The 17,165-nt window shown below is 55.4% G+C and carries 16 protein-coding genes; 2 read left to right on the forward strand and 14 right to left on the reverse strand.

Annotated elements, in window-relative coordinates; genetic code table 11:
• Nucleotides 1-324 precede the first annotated feature (324 nt).
• The 11 genes from phoB to ABJF76_RS08730 form a co-directional block, all read right to left on the reverse strand.
• The gene (gene phoB / locus ABJF76_RS08680) at nt 325-1,014 is read right to left on the reverse strand and encodes a phosphate regulon transcriptional regulator PhoB (RefSeq protein ID WP_413821710.1); all 690 of its coding nucleotides are present in this window, start codon (nt 1,012-1,014) and stop codon (nt 325-327) included.
• A 13-nt stretch (nt 1,015-1,027) separates the two neighbouring features.
• The gene (gene phoU, locus ABJF76_RS08685) at nt 1,028-1,729 is read right to left on the reverse strand and encodes a phosphate signaling complex protein PhoU (RefSeq protein ID WP_413821709.1); all 702 of its coding nucleotides are present in this window, start codon (nt 1,727-1,729) and stop codon (nt 1,028-1,030) included.
• Nucleotides 1,730-1,740: 11 nt separating this feature from the next.
• Entirely contained in the window at nt 1,741-2,538 is a 798-nt protein-coding gene (pstB, locus tag ABJF76_RS08690; RefSeq protein WP_413822556.1) for a phosphate ABC transporter ATP-binding protein PstB, read from the reverse strand.
• Nucleotides 2,539-2,562: 24 nt separating this feature from the next.
• Nucleotides 2,563-3,888, reverse strand: a complete 1,326-nt coding sequence (gene pstA / locus ABJF76_RS08695) for a phosphate ABC transporter permease PstA (protein ID WP_413821708.1) — start codon at nt 3,886-3,888, stop codon at nt 2,563-2,565.
• The gene (gene pstC, locus ABJF76_RS08700) at nt 3,888-5,360 is read right to left on the reverse strand and encodes a phosphate ABC transporter permease subunit PstC (protein ID WP_413821707.1); all 1,473 of its coding nucleotides are present in this window, start codon (nt 5,358-5,360) and stop codon (nt 3,888-3,890) included. Before pstC ends, pstA begins: the two co-directional genes overlap by 1 nt.
• A 106-nt stretch (nt 5,361-5,466) precedes the next feature.
• Nucleotides 5,467-6,507, reverse strand: a complete 1,041-nt coding sequence (locus tag ABJF76_RS08705) for a PstS family phosphate ABC transporter substrate-binding protein (RefSeq protein WP_413821706.1) — start codon at nt 6,505-6,507, stop codon at nt 5,467-5,469.
• 133 nt (nt 6,508-6,640) lie between these two features.
• A complete protein-coding gene (locus ABJF76_RS08710) occupies nt 6,641-7,699 on the reverse strand; it encodes a sensor histidine kinase (RefSeq protein WP_413821705.1) in 1,059 nt (352 codons plus the stop codon).
• Nucleotides 7,700-7,714: 15 nt separating this feature from the next.
• Nucleotides 7,715-8,902, reverse strand: a complete 1,188-nt coding sequence (locus ABJF76_RS08715) for a trans-sulfuration enzyme family protein (RefSeq protein ID WP_413821704.1) — start codon at nt 8,900-8,902, stop codon at nt 7,715-7,717.
• Between the two features lie 3 nt (nt 8,903-8,905).
• A complete protein-coding gene (locus ABJF76_RS08720; RefSeq protein WP_413821703.1) occupies nt 8,906-9,427 on the reverse strand; it encodes a gamma carbonic anhydrase family protein in 522 nt (173 codons plus the stop codon).
• Nucleotides 9,424-10,077: a guanylate kinase gene (gmk, locus tag ABJF76_RS08725; protein WP_413821702.1), complete on the reverse strand. Its 654-nt coding sequence runs from the start codon at nt 10,075-10,077 to the stop codon at nt 9,424-9,426. Before gmk ends, ABJF76_RS08720 begins: the two co-directional genes overlap by 4 nt.
• A gap of 3 nt (nt 10,078-10,080) precedes the next feature.
• Complete coding sequence (locus ABJF76_RS08730) at nt 10,081-10,995, reverse strand: YicC/YloC family endoribonuclease (protein ID WP_413821701.1); 915 nt, start codon at nt 10,993-10,995, stop codon at nt 10,081-10,083.
• 223 nt (nt 10,996-11,218) lie between these two features.
• Here ABJF76_RS08730 and ABJF76_RS08735 point away from each other — a divergent pair, with 223 nt between their 5' ends.
• Nucleotides 11,219-11,884, forward strand: a complete 666-nt coding sequence (locus ABJF76_RS08735) for a PAS domain-containing protein (protein ID WP_413821700.1) — start codon at nt 11,219-11,221, stop codon at nt 11,882-11,884.
• Between the two features lie 75 nt (nt 11,885-11,959).
• On the opposite strand, the gene ABJF76_RS08740 is transcribed toward ABJF76_RS08735, so the two are convergent.
• A complete protein-coding gene (locus ABJF76_RS08740) occupies nt 11,960-13,333 on the reverse strand; it encodes a class II 3-deoxy-7-phosphoheptulonate synthase (RefSeq protein WP_413821699.1) in 1,374 nt (457 codons plus the stop codon).
• A gap of 189 nt (nt 13,334-13,522) precedes the next feature.
• Here ABJF76_RS08740 and ABJF76_RS08745 point away from each other — a divergent pair, with 189 nt between their 5' ends.
• A complete protein-coding gene (locus ABJF76_RS08745) occupies nt 13,523-14,527 on the forward strand; it encodes a GlxA family transcriptional regulator (protein WP_413821698.1) in 1,005 nt (334 codons plus the stop codon).
• Nucleotides 14,528-15,137: 610 nt separating this feature from the next.
• Here ABJF76_RS08745 and ABJF76_RS08750 read toward each other — a convergent pair.
• A complete protein-coding gene (locus ABJF76_RS08750; RefSeq protein WP_413821697.1) occupies nt 15,138-15,863 on the reverse strand; it encodes an RlmE family RNA methyltransferase in 726 nt (241 codons plus the stop codon).
• Between the two features lie 122 nt (nt 15,864-15,985).
• Nucleotides 15,986-17,146: a Ppx/GppA phosphatase family protein gene (locus ABJF76_RS08755; RefSeq protein ID WP_413821696.1), complete on the reverse strand. Its 1,161-nt coding sequence runs from the start codon at nt 17,144-17,146 to the stop codon at nt 15,986-15,988.
• Nucleotides 17,147-17,165: the final 19 nt, after the last annotated feature.

Here is a 17,165-nt window from a genome sequence, read left to right on the forward strand (position 1 = left end):
GACCTTTGCATGTCTCCAGCGTTCTATTCTGCGTCGCTCTGTGATACTCAGTTGCTTATAAACGGCTCCCATGGCACGTTCTCCTCATTAGATAACCCATTGGTTTCTAATAGGAGTCGCACTTCAAGGTAGCGCCCGCCGATCCATATGCAAAATGTGCATAATCCACATTATGTTAAATTTTAGCATGTGGTTCTCACGTTCGTTACTAACCCAGAGTCAACTTGCTCGCAAAAACCGCAAAGAAATTTAATCTGAATATCCGCACACGGTTTTAACATTATAAACCAGTAAGTTAGATAACCAACCTCAACGAGATCGTCGTCACCCCAATGCATATCCTGAACCGCGCACAGTGCGCACAGGATCGCCGCCACCATTTCGCGTTAAGGCTTTGCGCAAACGTCCGATGTGAACGTCGACAGTGCGCGTATCCACATAAATGTCGCGCCCCCAAACGCGATCCAGCAACTGCTCGCGGCTCCAGACCCTGCCAGGTTTTTCCATAAATGTGCTTAGCAACCTGAACTCGGTTGGCCCAAGTTTCACATCGATTTGCCCGCGCATCACTTTGTGGGTTTCAGCATCTAAAACTATGTCATCAAATTCCAGCCGCTGGCCCACGGTGGATGGACGCACACGGCGCAATTGGCTGCGCACGCGCGCCATAAGTTCGATCACTGAATACGGCTTGACCACATAATCGTCAGCACCCGTTTCCAACCCACGCACCTTGTCGACCTCTTCAGAACGCGCAGACAGCATAATCACAGGAATACCGCGGGTTTCAGGCCTAATTTTGAGACGACGACAGACTTCAATGCCAGACAAGTTTGGCATCATCCAGTCCAACACAATGATGTCCGGCGCATCTTCGTCGACCAGCAAAAGAGCTTCTTCACCGTTTTCAGCACGGCTGACGATAAAGCCTTCTGCTTCAAGGTTATACGCCAGCACTTCGCGTTGTGCAGGTTCGTCTTCGACGACCAAAACACGGGGTTGATCGACAGACATAAGCGCGTGTCCTCTAAGCCTGAACCGATGTTTTATCGGCCTTGTTGCGCTCTTCGTCGGGCGTCGTGCCCGTGACAAGGTACACAACTTGTTCCGCAATCGACGTCACATGGTCACCCATACGTTCGATGTTCTTTGCGATGAAATGCAAGTGCATACAGGCCGTTATGTTGCGCGGGTCTTCCATCATAAAGGTCAGGAGTTCGCGAAATAAAGCATTGTACATCTGGTCCACGTCCGCATCGCGGTCGATCACGTCCTGTGCCAGTTCAGCGTCGCGATTAACATAAGCATCCAGCGCGTCTTTAAGCATGCGCTCGACCTCTTTGGCCATGCGTCGCAGCGTGGCCGCACTGTCATCGACCGGTGCCATTTGCGACAAAACGCCAGTGCGTTTGGCAAGGTTTTTTGCATAGTCTCCAATGCGTTCCAGGTTGGCGCTCACCTTGATCACAGACAATACAAGGCGCAAATCCACAGCGATCGGCGCGCGCAATGCAATGACGCGAGCCGCCTCTTCGTTGATATGTTCTTCGAGAGCGTCGATGGCTTTGTCTGCGTGGCGCACCTTTTCGGCACGCTCTTCGTCGCGGGTTTCAAGGCTGATTGCAGCCTCTTTGATTGCGTTTTCTACCAGTCCGCCCATTTTCATGATCTGTGCTTGGATCGCCTCAAGGTCGCGGTCAAAGGCCGATGCGATGTGTTGGTCTTGCATGAGGTGTCTCCTTAGCCGATCCGGCCAGTGATATAGCTTTCGGTGCGTGGGTCGATGGGGTTGGTAAAGATGGTGCCCGTTTCGCCGTATTCCACAAGGTTACCAAGGTGGAAAAACGCAGTTTTTTGGCTGACACACGCGGCTTGCTGCATCGAGTGCGTGACAATCACCACGGAATAGTTTTCGCGCAATTCGTCAATCAATTGCTCGACTTGAGCGGTGGCGATGGGGTCAAGCGCCGAGCAGGGTTCATCCATCAGCAACACTTCTGGTTCAGTGGCAACGGCACGCGCGATGCACAAGCGCTGTTGTTGCCCACCAGACAAGCCTGTGCCGGGCGCGTTCAGGCGATCTTTTACCTCGTCCCAGATGGCACCTCGACGCAAGGATTTTTCAACGATATCATCAAGATCGGCCTTGTTCTTGGCCAAACCATGAATGCGCGGACCATAGGCCACATTGTCATAAATCGACTTTGGGAATGGGTTTGGTTTTTGAAACACCATGCCAACTTTGGCACGCAACTGTACCGGATCGATCTTGGGGTCATAGATGTCTTGGCCGTCGATGCGGATGTCACCTGTGACACGGCAAACATCAATTGTGTCGTTCATCCTATTGATACAACGCAAGAAAGTCGACTTTCCGCAGCCTGACGGACCGATAAAGGCCGTCACGGTCTTGTCTTCGATTTCCACGCTCACGTCTTTGATGGCGTGGTTGTCGCCATAGTGGACTTGTACGTCCCTCGCAGCGATCTTGACGTCTTTGGTGCTCACGTCGTTCTCCAGAGTTCTCGTGTCATTCATCGGACTTGGCATCGATCTCGAACCTTACCAGCGGCGTTCAAAGCGGCGGCGCAGGACCACGGCGATCGCGTTCATTGTGATCAGGAATAGCAGCAAAATGATGATGCCACCCCATGCTTTTTCATAGAACCCCGGATCAGCTCGGCTGGCCCACGTATAGATTTGCGCAGGCATGGCCGAGTTAGCGTCCGTAAAGCCGGCCAACACACCTTCGGGGTATTCGCGCGCCACAAAGCCAACCATGCCGATCAGCAGCAAGGGCGCCGTTTCACCAAGGGCTTGGGCCAGGCCAATGATCGTCCCGGTCAAGATGCCCGGCATCGCCAAGGGCAGCACGTGATGGAACACCGATTGCATTTTGCTGGCCCCTACCCCCAATGCTGCGTCACGGATCGATGGCGGCACGGCAGCAAGGGATGCGCGGGTCGAGATGATAATCGTCGGCAACGTCATCAGCGTCAGCACAAGGCCACCAACAAGCGGTGCAGATTGCGGCAAGCCAGCAAATTGGATGAACACGGCAAGGCCCAAGATGCCAAACACAATCGACGGCACAGCCGCGAGGTTCGAAATGTTGACCTCGATCAAGTCTGTCCAACGGTTTTTCGGCGCGAATTCTTCCAGATAGATGGACGCCGCAACGCCGATTGGCAGCGACAAAAATAGCACCACAAACATCATAAAGAACGACCCGATGACAGACGCCCCAAGGCCCGCGCCACCGGGGTTGTCCACGCCTGAATCGGTGCCGGTGATAAAGTTCCAATTGAACGCACTGTGGATGATCCCGACCTCGTGCAACGCATCGACCAAATCAAGATCCGCAAGCATCAAGAACCGACTGTCGACCAACGTATCGCGTGTCACGCGGCCATTGAAATAACCATCGACGCGGGACGATGCCGCCAGTTCAAAGGACACAGGCGTGCCAACGCGATCAGGGTTCTCAAGAAAGAAGTTGCGGATCGTGCCGCCCGGCTTACCAACAAGGCGGTCTATGGCCTTTTTATCAAAGGCGACGTCTAGACCGCTGTCTTTCAATTGCCCTTCAAGGGCGGCGATGAATATCTTTTGATATTCGCCGGTCTTTAGCATCTTGGATTCAGCGGTATCGAACTGTTCTTGGGTCAGCGTGAATTCAATATCGAGCACCGTCTGCGTGAATGCAGGCAGGCCAGACCGCAAGATTGATGCAAACAAGAACACCAGAAACAGCAGCCCCACAGCGATCGCCGCCATGCCATAAAACCGAAACCGTTTTTCAACAGCATTGCGTTTGCGCGTATGCGCGTCTGTGGCAATCAGCCCAGATGTGGGCGCGGTTGCGGGGGTTTGTGAAATATCCGTCATCAGTCGTACTGCTCCCGGTATTTGCGCACGATATAAAGGGCAAAGACGTTCAGACACAGTGTCAGAACAAACAGCGTCATGCCCAAAGCAAAGGCAACCAGCGCCTCGGGAGAGGCGAAGTCAGCATCCCCCGTCAATTGGCTTACGATCTTGGCGGTGATGGTCGTCATTGCTTCAAACGGGTTCAGCGACAGGCGGGCCGCGGCCCCTGCCCCAAGAACCACGATCATGGTTTCGCCGATGGCGCGGCTGGCAGCCAAAAGGATCGCGCCCACAATGCCCGGCAAGGCGGCAGGCAAGATTACTTGGCGGATGGTCTCGGATTGCGTCGCACCCAGCCCATAAGACCCGTCGCGCAACGATTGTGGCACCGCATTAATGATATCGTCAGACAGCGAAGACACAAACGGGATCAACATGATGCCCATCACAAGGCCCGCCGTCATCACTGCTGTGCCGCCTGACATCCAGCCCAAGGTTTCTTTGCCAAACAGGCTGACCAGCAATGGCCCAACCGTCAGCAATGCAAACAGCCCGTAAACAATTGTCGGAATACCGGCGAGGATTTCAATCAGCGGTTTGGCAATACTACGCACGCGCGGGGTTGCGTATTCAGATAGGTAAATGGCCGAGAACAACCCAATAGGAACTGCGACCAAAAGCGCGATGATCGAAATATAGAACGTCCCCCACAACAGCGGCAGCACACCAAGGTCGGATGCCCCACCCCGGCCCGAAAAGCTTGGCGCCCAATTTGTGCCAAAGAAAAAGTCCTTGGCCGGGTACAGTTTGAAAAACTCTATGGTGTTGAATAGCAGTGCAAACACGATGCCGATGGTGGTCAGGATCGCAATCGAGGCTGCAAAAATCAAAAGCGCCAAAATACCGCGTTCAACCCTGTTGCGCGCGCGGAAATCTGCATGGGACTTGAAATAAGCATAAGCAGCTCCAACCACAGCGATCAACAATACAACCAACGCCATCAGCGTCGATCCTGTCGCATTGAGCGCGCGATACGACTGCGCCGCGCTCAAGACCTCGGGACCAACGTCTGCGCCAAGGGCCACACCAACTTCGCCCAGAACCTCGCGTACATTGTCGCTTGCCGCATCAAGTGCGTTGGCCTGCGCCCCTGTCATGGCGCCTTGGGCCACGGCTGTGTCCAAACCATCGGCAACCCGGCGCACGTCGCTCATCACCAGATCAAGCGAACTGCCTTGCGCCACAACACTGTCCGGCAACGCCCCCGATACGTGCGCGTTCACCATATATGGCTGCACCAGCAACCACACCGCTAAAATACCAAAGGCTGGAACAAGCGCCCAAATTGCAACGTGCGATCCGTAATAGCTGGGCAGTGAATGCAAGGCGCGACGATCGCCACCTGCACTGGCCAGCGCGCGACGTCGCCCAAGGACGTAACCAGCGGCGGCCAGCCCTAAAAGGATCAAAAGAAGCCAGGTGAACGGCATGGCAGGTCCAGTCATGTGAAATGGCAGATGCCCCAGCAGCGGGGCGTGATTTAAGGGTCGAGGATGGCGTCGACCGCCACCCTCAATATCATATCAACGGGGCGGCTTAGTTGCCGCTGCCCATCGGGGTTTCGTCGGCAATGACGGCTTGCGTCGCAGCAAGCTCTGGGTCGGACACAAGACCATAGGCGGCCAATGGGCCATCGGGGCCGGCCAATTCTTCGGCGGCAAAGAAGGATGCAAATTCCTTAAGGCCCGGGATCACGCCGATATGTGCTTTCTTGATGTAAAAGAACAAGGGGCGCGACACGGGGTATTCGCCCGTCGAAATAGTGTCGGTCGATGGGGTTACGCCGCCCATGGTTGCGACTTTTAGACTATCGGTGTTGTTCTCATAGAACGACAGACCAAAGATACCAACGCCATCGGGGTTTGAATCGATGCGGGCCAATGTCTCGGTGTAGTCGCCGTCAATGTCGACAGATACACCGTCTTGGCGCACATCGATACATGCATCTTCGGCGTCATGTTCGGACATGCCGGTCGCGATCATTGCATCATGCGCGCCCGTGGCTTCGCACCCTTCAAGCAGCACTTTGTCCTCGAACACTTCGCGCGTGCCGTGCTTGGTGCCGGGAATAAAGGCAACGATGTCGGTTGTTGGCAGATCGCCATTGAAATCGGCCCATTGGCTGTGCGGATTGTCGACGATAGCGCCATCCACAAGAACTTTGGCACCCAAGGCGTTAAAGATGTCAGCAGGCTGGAATGCGTCAAAGGCCGGGCCGTTGATTTGGCTGGCAAAGACGATGCCGTCATAACCGATACGCACTTCAATGATGTCGGTCACACCGGCATCGGCACAGGCGGCGATTTCATTGTCACGGATGGCGCGTGATGCATTGGCGATGTCGATGGTGTTTTCGCCTACGCCCTCACAAAAGCGCTTGAGGCCCGAGGACGAGCCACCCGATTCCACAACGGGCGTCGGGAAATCAAAGTTTTCGCCGAAAGCTTCGGCCACGATGGATGCATAAGGCAGTACGGTGGACGATCCAGCGATCTGAACTTGGTCACGTGCAGCGGCACTTGTCGCAGCAACCGCCGAAAGCGTCAAAGCCGAAGCGGCGAGTTTCACAAAGGACATGAATGTCTCCTGTTTGAACATTACAAAAGATCCCCCCATGGGAATCTCGTGGCCCTTCTACAGGCCCGTCACGATGCTTGTGTAACAGCTATGTAACAGTTCCATGACACGGGCCAAATTAATTAAAATTTTGTCAACTTTTTGCGGCCACAGGCAGGATGACAGTGAATGTCGCCCCCTGCCCCAACGTACTTTGCACTCGCAATCGTCCGCGATGTCGATTGACGATGTGTTTTACGATCGCAAGGCCCAAACCGGTCCCACCTAACGCTTTACTCCGATGATCATCAGCGCGGTAAAACCGTTCCGTCAAACGCGGCACATGGACGGGATCAATACCGGGACCATAGTCGATGATTTGCACCCGCGCACCAGCTGCGCGCAACGCTGTTTCACGCTCAGAAACCGTAAGGCGGATGGTAATCCGCCCCCCCGCGCCGCCATATTTGATCGCGTTTTCAATGAGGTTGGTGAAAACCTGTTTCAACTGATCTGCATCGCCGCGCACTGTCACAGGCCGTTCTGGAAAATCAGGCTCAAACGCCACACCTGCATCTTGCGCCATTTGGCGCAAGGTTCGAAACGTCGAATGGAGCACCTCGTTCAGCACAACAGTTTCAGTGGGACGCACCCGTTCGTCGCTTTCGACACGGTTCAACGACATGAGATCCCCGACAAGGCGGTTCATGCGCGCAGCCTCGTCCTGCATAATATCCAGAAACCGGACCAAGGCCGCTTTGTCATCGCGTGCAGGCCCGCGCAGGGTTTCGATAAATCCCATGAGGGCCGTCAACGGCGTGCGCATTTCATGACTAACATTAGCCACAAAATCACGACGCATCTGACTGGCCTGTTCGACCATCGTGACGTCTTCAAAGACCAGCAAGGCCGCAGTTTCGCTTTGCAACTGACTGCTTTCAATGGCCCTGCAACTGACGTTGAATGTGGTATCTTGCGCGCCATCATTGCTTAAATACCGCGTGGTGCGAGCCTGTCCGTCGCTCAACGTCGCCTCGATCGCATCCAGCAAGGCAGGTTGGCGCAGGATTGTCACATAATTACGCCCAAGCGCTTGGCCACCAATCAATGCCAACGCGTCAGGATTGGCCGCAACAATGTATTCTGAAGCATCGATAACAAGGGCAGGCAGCGGAATCGCGGACAGCAAGCCGTCAAGGATATCATCGCCCATGCCCTTGCCCCCATACTACGCGTCTGTTGCGGCCTGCACAGCATCGCCAAAGACAGCACACAGCGCATCCGGGTCCTCAAGACCGACCGAGACACGAAAGAACCCTTCGGACATACCAAGTTCGGCCCGTTTTTCAGCCGTCAAAGCGCGGTGCGACGACGATGCAGGGTGCGACAAGGTCGTGCCCACATCCCCCAACGTTGGCGCAAAACTTAGACCCTCAGCCGCGCGGGCCAGCGCATTGGCGGCGGTACGGCTGTCCTTCACCTCAAAGCTAACCATGTTGCAATAAGCACCTTTCAACAGCGCTTCGGCGCGCTTGTGATCGGGGTGATCGTGGCGTGCGGGGTAAATAACACGGCTGACGCCATCCAATTCCGCCAAGTGATCTGCCAAAATCGCAGCCGTCGATTGCGCGCGATCAAATCGAAGGTCGAACGACAGCATCCCACGTTCCGCCAACCAGCAATCAAAGGGGCTCGGCGACAGACCGGCGGTCACCGAAAACACACGCAAACGGTCGTTCAATGCCGCATCAGCGGCGGCAACATAGCCCAGCATTACATCAGAATGCCCCGCCAGCAGCTTGGTCACGGAATGGATGACAATGTCCGCGCCATGATCAAACGCTTTGAACGCGCGCGGCGTGGTGAACGTATTGTCGACCACCAAAAGCACGCCGGTTTCACGCGCAAAGGCCGACAGACCCAAGATATCAGCAACGCGCAGCGTCGGGTTGGATACGACCTCGACCAAAATCATCTTTGTGTTCGGACGAATGGCCGCGCGCACGGCATCGACATCACCGGGATCAACCATCGACGTTTCAATACCCAGACGCGGCAAATCCTCGGACATCATGCGCAAGGATCGTCCATAAAGCTGATTGCCGCCAATCACGTGATCCCCGGCTGACGTCAGCCCCAACAACACGGCCGACACTGCTGCCATGCCCGAGGACACAACAACGCCCATATGTGGCGCGCTTTCCATCGCATCAATCGTGCGGGCGACGACGTCGGCGTTCGGATGCCCCTCGCGGCTGTAAGTGTAGCCGTGCAAACCGCCCTCGTATTGCGCATCCAGCATGTCGGGCGTGTCGGATGCATATACCACCGATGGCGACAAAGGTGTCACAACAGGGCGCGACGCGCTTTCAGGCAGCGGCACAGGCCGCACGATCGAACCACGGTCATTTTTCATGTCTTAAACCTTTGTCATCTGGTCGCGAAAGCGGCGCATGTTGTCTTGGTAATGCAGCGCAGAGGCGCGCAACCCTTGGATCGCGGCGTCGTCCAGTTGCCGCACCACTTTGCCGGGCATGCCCATAACGAGCGACCCGTCAGGAATTTCCTTGCCTTCTGTGATCAACGCACCTGCCCCGATCAAGCAATTTTTGCCGATTTTAGCGCCATTGAGCACCGTCGCGCCCATGCCGATCAACGTATTATCGCCGATGGTGCAGCCGTGCAGCATCACCTTGTGCCCAATGGTGCAGCCTTTGCCGATGGTCAAAGGGAAACCCGCATCAATATGCATGACACAATTTTCCTGCACATTGCTGCCCCCGCCAATTAAAATAACCTCGTGATCTGCGCGGATTGTGCAGCCAAACCAAACGCTTGCAGCGCGTTCTAAAATCACTTTTCCGATCAGGTTGGCATCTGGTGCCACCCATGTGTCATCCGCAATTTGCGGGGCATCATCGCCCAATGCATAAAGGGTCATTTCGCTTCCTCAAACTGGGATTGCAGGGCGCGCACATGGTCCGTCAAATGAGGTTGCTGCAAGCGGCGCAAACGGGTGGCTTGGATGATCGTCTTTAGACGCGCTTCAGTTTGGTCCAAATCGTCGTTGACCAACACATAATCATATCCACCCCAGTGGCTGATTTCATCCCAGCTTTTCGACATGCGCCCTTTGATCGTTTCGGCATCGTCCTGCGCGCGGGTTTCTAGGCGGCGGCGCAGTTCAGGGATCGAGGGCGGCAATATAAAGATCGACAGCGTGTGCTGCCCGAGGGCCGAATTGGTGATCTGCTGCGCACCTTGCCAATCGATGTCGAACAAAACGTCGCGCCCATCTTCGATCGCGTTCTGCACAGGGCCTTTGGGTGAGCCATAGAAATTACCAAAGACGTGGGCGTGTTCCAGCATCTCGCTGTCGGCGACTTGCGTCTTGAAATCATCCTCAGCCATAAAATGATAATGTTCGCCGTCCACTTCGCCGGGGCGTGGGTTTCGCGTTGTGGCTGATACGGAAAATGCCAGGTCTGCGTCCCAAGCGCGCAAGCGGCCGGCCAATGTGCTTTTCCCTGCCCCCGAAGGAGAGGAAAGAATGATCAGCAGCCCGCGCCGCTTGGAAGTATCTGATGTCATTACTTATTCCACGTTCTGCACTTGCTCTCGCATTTGATCAATCAACGCCTTGAGCGCAAGCCCGACACGGGTGAGGTCCGTGTTTTGCGCCTTAGAACACAGCGTGTTGGCCTCTCGATTAAATTCTTGCATGAGGAAATCTAGCTTGCGCCCCACAGCGCCTGCGTCGGCCAACAAAGCACGCGCGGCGTCCACATGGCTGTGTAAGCGGTCAATTTCTTCGGTCACATCTGCTTTGACGGCCAGCAGGGCCAATTCTTGCGCTACCCGATCAGGATCAGCCCCATCAGTGTTGTCCAGCACACGGGCAAGGTTGCGTTTCAGCGTTGCTGCGACCTCTGACTTGCGGGCTTCGGCCAGATCGGCGGCCTCGTCCGTCAGGCGGGCGACCTGATCTAGCTGATCCATAAGAACACTGTGCAATGCAGCACCTTCGGACAGTCGCATGTCATCAAAGGCATCAATGATACTTGGCAATTCTGCAACCAAGGCAGCGCGCAACGGCGCGGGGTCGTCTTGCGCCACGCTTTGTTCCAAAACACCACGCATCACGGCAATATCGGTCGCGCGCGACGGGCCAAGCGACAGGCCCTGATCCATCGCCTCGGCCTCGATTTCGAGCAGCAATTGCACTGTGGCTTTCATTTGCGCGGTGTTCAGTGTGACAGCCGCGGTCGCATCTTCGCGCGACAACCGCAGCGACAAGGTGACATTCCCACGATGCGCGCGCGCCTGAAGCATTGGGCGCAACGCGGCCTCCAGCCCTTCGATCCAATCTGGAACGCGCAATCGCACATCCAGACCTTTCCCATTCACACTGCGTAAATCCCACGCCCAACGAAACGGATCCATTGATCCCGTCGCGGCCGCGAACCCGGTCATTGAGCGCAAAGCGCCCGTCTTTGTCTGTTTGCTCATGACGTTGCGTTTAGGCGCTCTGCCCCCCTCAGGCAAGCCAAAGTGGCCCCGCAGCCAAATGGCTATTGGTTAACCAACTGTTACGATTTCGCGCCCAAACAGGAACAAATTGCCCCATATTAGGTCCTGAAGTCGCACCACATCGACAAATTGTTTAATGAAGAGTGAACGAGAGATACCTATGATGGACAAATCAACCGGTAGCCCCCAGAGTATCATCAACATGACAGAATTTCGCGCAGAAGTTGGATATTCAGCAATTGCCCAGGTCGAGGCCTATTGGGAAAGCTTGCGCGGTACGCGCTTGATGCCAAAGCGATCCGAAATCGATCCGCGCGGAATTGAGAACGCGCTTGAAAACACTTTTATTCTAGAACGCATCGCTCCGGGCATGGCGCGCATTCGTATCGCGGGCAGCCACCTAAGCGATCTTATGGGGATGGAAGTGCGCGGTATGCCACTGACGTCGCTGATTACTCCGCCCTGTCGCCGTCAAATCAACGACCTATTGGAAGACGTTTGCCAGCGCCCTGCCACATGCGACGTCCGCCTAACGGCAGAAACCACCATCACCAAGCCGCATATGGATGCGCGCCTGCTGCTGTTGCCGCTGAAAAGTGACTTGGGCGATGTCAGCCGGATTTTAGGGTGTCTTGTCGCGCGTGGCGAAGTGGGCCACACGCCGCGTCGTTTTGATGTCGTCGGTGCCAAGATCCGGTCGATTACCGCGCCATCTACGGTTCCGGCCGCTCCGAAACCTACGCCGACAACTTATGATGCCCAAAAAGCGAACCGGGCAGATGGGGTTGCGGAACCTGCCAAGGTCTTTGAAGCACACACTCCACGCGCTGATGTGCCATATTTGCGCGTGGTCAAATCCGAAGACTGACGCGTTTAAGCGATCATAAATACAAAAGCGCGCGTCCCGTCTCCGGAACGCGCGCTTTTTTTCATAACAGCCTTATCAGCTCGCGGCGCGAAGACCCGCGCGCTGCGTGCGCAATTCGGACAATTCTTCCGCCACAAGGAAGGCCAGTTCCAAAGATTGGCTGGCATTCAGGCGTGGATCGCACGCAGTGTGGTAACGATCAGACAAGTTTTCATCTGTAACCGCGCGCACGCCGCCGGTGCATTCAGTCACATCTTGGCCTGTCATCTCAAAATGGACGCCGCCGGGAACAGTGCCTTCGGCATTGTGTACGCCAAAGAATTCACGCACCTCACGCAGCACCGATTCAAACGGACGCGTTTTGTAACCCGACGTGGATTTGATGGTGTTGCCGTGCATCGGATCGCAGACCCAAGTGACGTTCGCACCTTCTTCGCGCACTGTGTTGATCAAGCGCGGCAGATGTTCGCCTACGGACCCGGCGCCAAAGCGCGCGATCAACGTCAAACGGCCCGCTTCGTTTTCGGGGTTCAACGTGGCCATCAGGGCCTTAAGGTCATCAGACGTCATCGATGGCCCACACTTCAGACCAATCGGGTTTTGAACGCCGCTGGCAAAGTTTACATGCGCGCCGTCAGGTTGACGTGTGCGATCCCCGATCCAGATCATGTGACCGGACCCCGCCAGCCATTTGCCGGAAGTGGTATCAAGACGCGTCAGCGCCTCTTCGTACTCAAGCAACAACGATTCGTGGCTGGTGTAGAATTCGACGGTTGTGAATTCGTGGGTGGTGTCATGGTTGATGCCCGCCGCGGCCATGAAATCAATGCTGTCTTGGATGCGATTGGCGATCTCGACGTATTTCTGCGCTTCGCTGCCTTCTGCAAATCCCAGAGTCCAGGAATGCACTCGGTTCATGTCGGCAAAGCCACCCGTTGAAAAAGCGCGCAACAAGTTCAGCGTGGCCGCAGCCTGCGTGTAGGCTTGCAACATCTTTTTCGGATCAGGAATGCGCGCTTCGGGGGTGAAGGCCAGTTCGTTAATGATGTCACCACGGAAACTGGGCAACTCGACGCCATCGATGGTTTCTGTTGGCGCCGAACGCGGCTTGGCAAACTGGCCAGCCATGCGGCCCAATTTAACCACAGGCACTTTGGCGCCGTACGTCAGCACCATCGCCATTTGCAGCATCACCTTGAACGTGTCACGAATGCCGTCAGCGCTGAATTGATCAAAGGCCTCGGCGCAATCGCCACCTTGCAGCAAAAACGCATCCCCGCGCGAGGCATCGGCCAAGTGCTTTTTCAACGTGCGTGCTTCGCCTGCAAAAACCAAGGGCGGATACTCAGATAGCTGTGCCTCAACTGCGTTCAGGGCCGCAGCGTCAGTATAATCGGGCATCTGTATCCGGGGCTTTGCGCGCCAGTCAGATTTTGTCCAATTGCTCATCGTTTTTCTCCGCAAAAATTTATGTTGGCGCCATCGCCATGGCTTCATTCTATACAAAAGTCGATGCCAAGTGACCATATCCGAAATGCACCCTCTTGACGTGGGTTTTGCCCCATGCTCAAGGTGCTTGTCACGCATGAAAATGCAAGCCGTGCTTGGGTGCGGTTTTGCCTGTTTAGGATCGTCGCGATGTCCACCACGCGCCACGCTACACCGACCCATTCAACGGTTGAAAAACCAAGGCAGTTTGTCTTTGTTTTACTCGATAACTTTACGCTTTTGTGTTTCTCGGCTGCGTTAGAAAGCCTGCGCATTGCCAATCGCATGGCAGAACGCGAACTGTACAGTTGGCGTATTATTGGCGAGGGCGGTGACGTGGCCCATTGCTCGGCCGGTACGGGATTCAAGCTGGACGGCGATCTGGACGAAGTTGGCCGCGATGACATCATCATGTTGTGTGGCGGAATCAACGTACAGGCCGCAACCACAAAACGCCTGTTAAGCTGGCTGCGCCGCGAAGCACGCAAAGGCCCAAGCGTCGCGGGGTTGTGCACGGCCGCCTATTCGCTTGCCAAAGCAGGGTTGCTGGACGGCAAACGCGCCACCATCCATTGGGAAAATCAGGACAGTTTCACCGAAGACTTCCCCGAGGTCGAATTAACCAAGTCCGTCTTTGTGATTGATGAAAAGCGGCTGACAACGGCCGGGGGCACGTCTTCGATTGATTTGATGCTAAAGCTGATTGCGAACCACCACGGTGAACAATTGGCAAACTCGGTTGCAGATCAGTTGATCTATTCCTCCATCCGCACGGATCAGGATACGCAGCGTCTGTCGGTTCCGACCCGCATCGGCGTGCGTCACCCAAAGTTAAGCCAAGTCATTCAGATCATGGAACAAAACATCGAAGAACCAATCAGCCCTTCGATTTTGGCCAAAGACGTCGCCATGTCCACACGTCAGTTGGAACGGCTATTCCGCCGCTATCTGAACCGCTCGCCCAAGCGATATTATATGGAACTGCGGCTTCAAAAGGCGCGTAACCTATTGATGCAGACGGATATGAGCGTGATCAACGTGGCCTTGGCGTGCGGTTTTGCCAGCCCATCGCATTTTTCCAAATGCTACCGCGCGCATTACGACACCACGCCCTACCGCGAACGCGGTACTCACGCGGCGCGGCTTTCAATCTAACCCCCTGCCCCAAATTCGCCGCGCCGCGTTCCAACACTTGCCCAAAACATGTGTCAGTGGTCGTCGCCATGTCACGATTTTGTTCAGATATTACGCGCCATATGCGATTGTTCGAACTGATCCGCCAACAAAACCTTGTGGCGCTCAGACAAGATCAGGCTGTGGTGAAACCCGCGCAAATCGTTCCATCAGATCTTGACTGGTTTGTTGTCCAAGCCGTGCGTTCCCTAAACAATCAAGGCGTTTCCGTCTACAGAACCTAGGGCTTTGAAGTCAGCACGAGGCGCACGAGACTAAGCGTTGTTCTGCCATCGGCGACCATACGCAATCGTATTAACCTTCTTGCTTTTTTATTGAAAAGTAGGCACTCACAACAGTAACACCGCCGCTGCCACCGGCTTTTCTTTATTTGTTAAACAGTACGACGTTATTTGCTCATATGCCTTTACATAATCCAAACAATCCCAAACACGCGCGTGTTTTCGAAATATTGCGCCAAAATCAGATCGCCGGTGACGTGGCCGAAGCGCGGCGCAAATCTTGCCCCCCACCTGTCTCGTCTCAGCAACTAAAGGCGATTCAACGTGCCGCGATCAAATCGTTTGACCGTTCAATCGATGTCGGCACGAAACCCAGTCGCAACAACGAACTTTTCTGAACTGTCTGCGCGTGATGCAGGTGGTTTGACGTTCGCGACCTTGGTAAACCGTTGTTTCAGCAGCTTTTGCAAAGACCCTTCAGCCCCGCCAGCCAATGTCTTGGCAACAAAGGTTCCACCATCTTCGAGCACGTCAAAAGCGAAATAAGCCGCCGCTTCGCACAATGCGATGATGCGCAGGTGGTCGGTTTGCTTGTGCCCTGAACTTGACGCAGCCATGTCCGACATCACCACGTCAGCCTTGCCGCCCAGCAGTTCTTTGACCCGTACGTCAGCGTCGTCTTCCATAAAATCGATTTGGTGCAATTCGCAGCCCGCAATGGGTTCCATTTCTTGCAAGTCCACACCCAAAATAGTGCCCACAGCCTTACCCGAACGTTCGTTCAGCACATTGCACCGCTTGACCGCAACCTGACACCATCCTCCCGGAGCAGCCCCCAGATCAACGATCCGTGCACCCGGTACAAGAAACCGGAATTTATCATCCAGTTCTAAGATTTTGAACGCCGCCCGCCCGCGATAACCTTCGGATTGGGCCCGTTTCACATAGGGATCGTTCAACTGTCGTTGCAACCAGCGCGTTGACGACAACGTACGACCGCGTGCGGTTTTGACCTTAACCTTCAGGTCACGTTGCCCGCGTCCGGATGTGTTTTTACCTGTGGGGGTCTTGGCCACGTTACTCACCTCTTGTTCAAGTCGCACTCGATAACGTGCCTGCGCGCGCGCTTCAAGTGCACCGCGCGTGTATCATCATTGCGGCAGACTTAGACCCAAGCATTGTCTTCGGTCAGAACAGTTCACCCGCGACGCGGAGAAGACACCGCCCCCTTTGCGCGCACCGATTGTTCATCCAGCACGCCATCTGCGCTCATCTGTGCATAAAGTAAGCCCTCGCGCAGTCCACGATCTGCCACAGACAAGCGGTCCGTCGGCCAGCACCGCATGAGCGCTTGTAAGATCGCAGCACCGGACATGATCAACGTATGTCGGTCCGATCCGATGCGAGGGTCGGCACGGCGTCCCCCCGGCCCCATGCTTAAATACGATCGGATCACCGCGTCGATCTGCTGTGATGACATGCGCAGCCCATCAACCTTTGTGCGATCATATCGCTTAAGCCCCAGATGCGACGCCGCGACGGTTGTCACCGTGCCTGAGGTCCCAACGATCTGAAACCGTTCAGTCGGTTCAGTGGCATGATAGGGTGAAAAATCTGCTAAGTTCTCTTCAAAAAACCAGCTCATTAGGGCGAAACGCGCGGCGTCATCTTCGACGTCATTGAATTGTTCGCGCAACGTCGCAACCCCAAGCGGCACGCTAATCCAGTCAACCACCCGTGCTTCGGGTACATCGCTGATGGCGCGCACAAAACCGGAATGCAGACGCATGATGGCTTGTGGTCGATCCTTTTTCGCGACCTTTGCCAGATCAATCCACACCAGTTCGGTGGACCCGCCACCAATGTCGACCACCAACAGGTTTTCCGTCTTAGGGCTGACCAGCGGGGCACAGGAAATCACGGCCAAACGCGCTTCTTCTTCGGGTTCGATGATATCCAGACGCAGGCCTGTTTCGCGGTGAACCCGGTCGATGAAATCAACGGCATTGTCGGCCCGCCTGCAAGCCTCTGTCGCAACCAGGCGCATACGGCGCACTTTGTGACGCTTAAGCTTCTGCTGACAAATGCGCAGCGCCTGCACCGTGCGTGTCATTGACCCGCGCGATAGCTTGCCCGAGCGTTCCAGCCCCAGCCCCAATTGCACAGATTTAGAAAAGCTATCGACAACATGAAAGCCCGCGCCCCGCGGCTCGGCAATCAACATACGACAACTGTTCGTGCCCAGATCGAGCGCGGCATAAAGCTCGGGCGATCCAGGGGCACGCGGTACGGGCTGAGACCCCTGTGCAGGGCCCCGTTCATGTGTTGCGCCCGCACCTTGGGGACGCTTTGGCGCCATCTTTCGCGCCTTTCATATC

It is taken from the genome of Tateyamaria sp. (genome assembly GCF_039940735.1).
In the GTDB taxonomy this organism is placed as follows: Bacteria; Pseudomonadota; Alphaproteobacteria; order Rhodobacterales; family Rhodobacteraceae; genus Tateyamaria.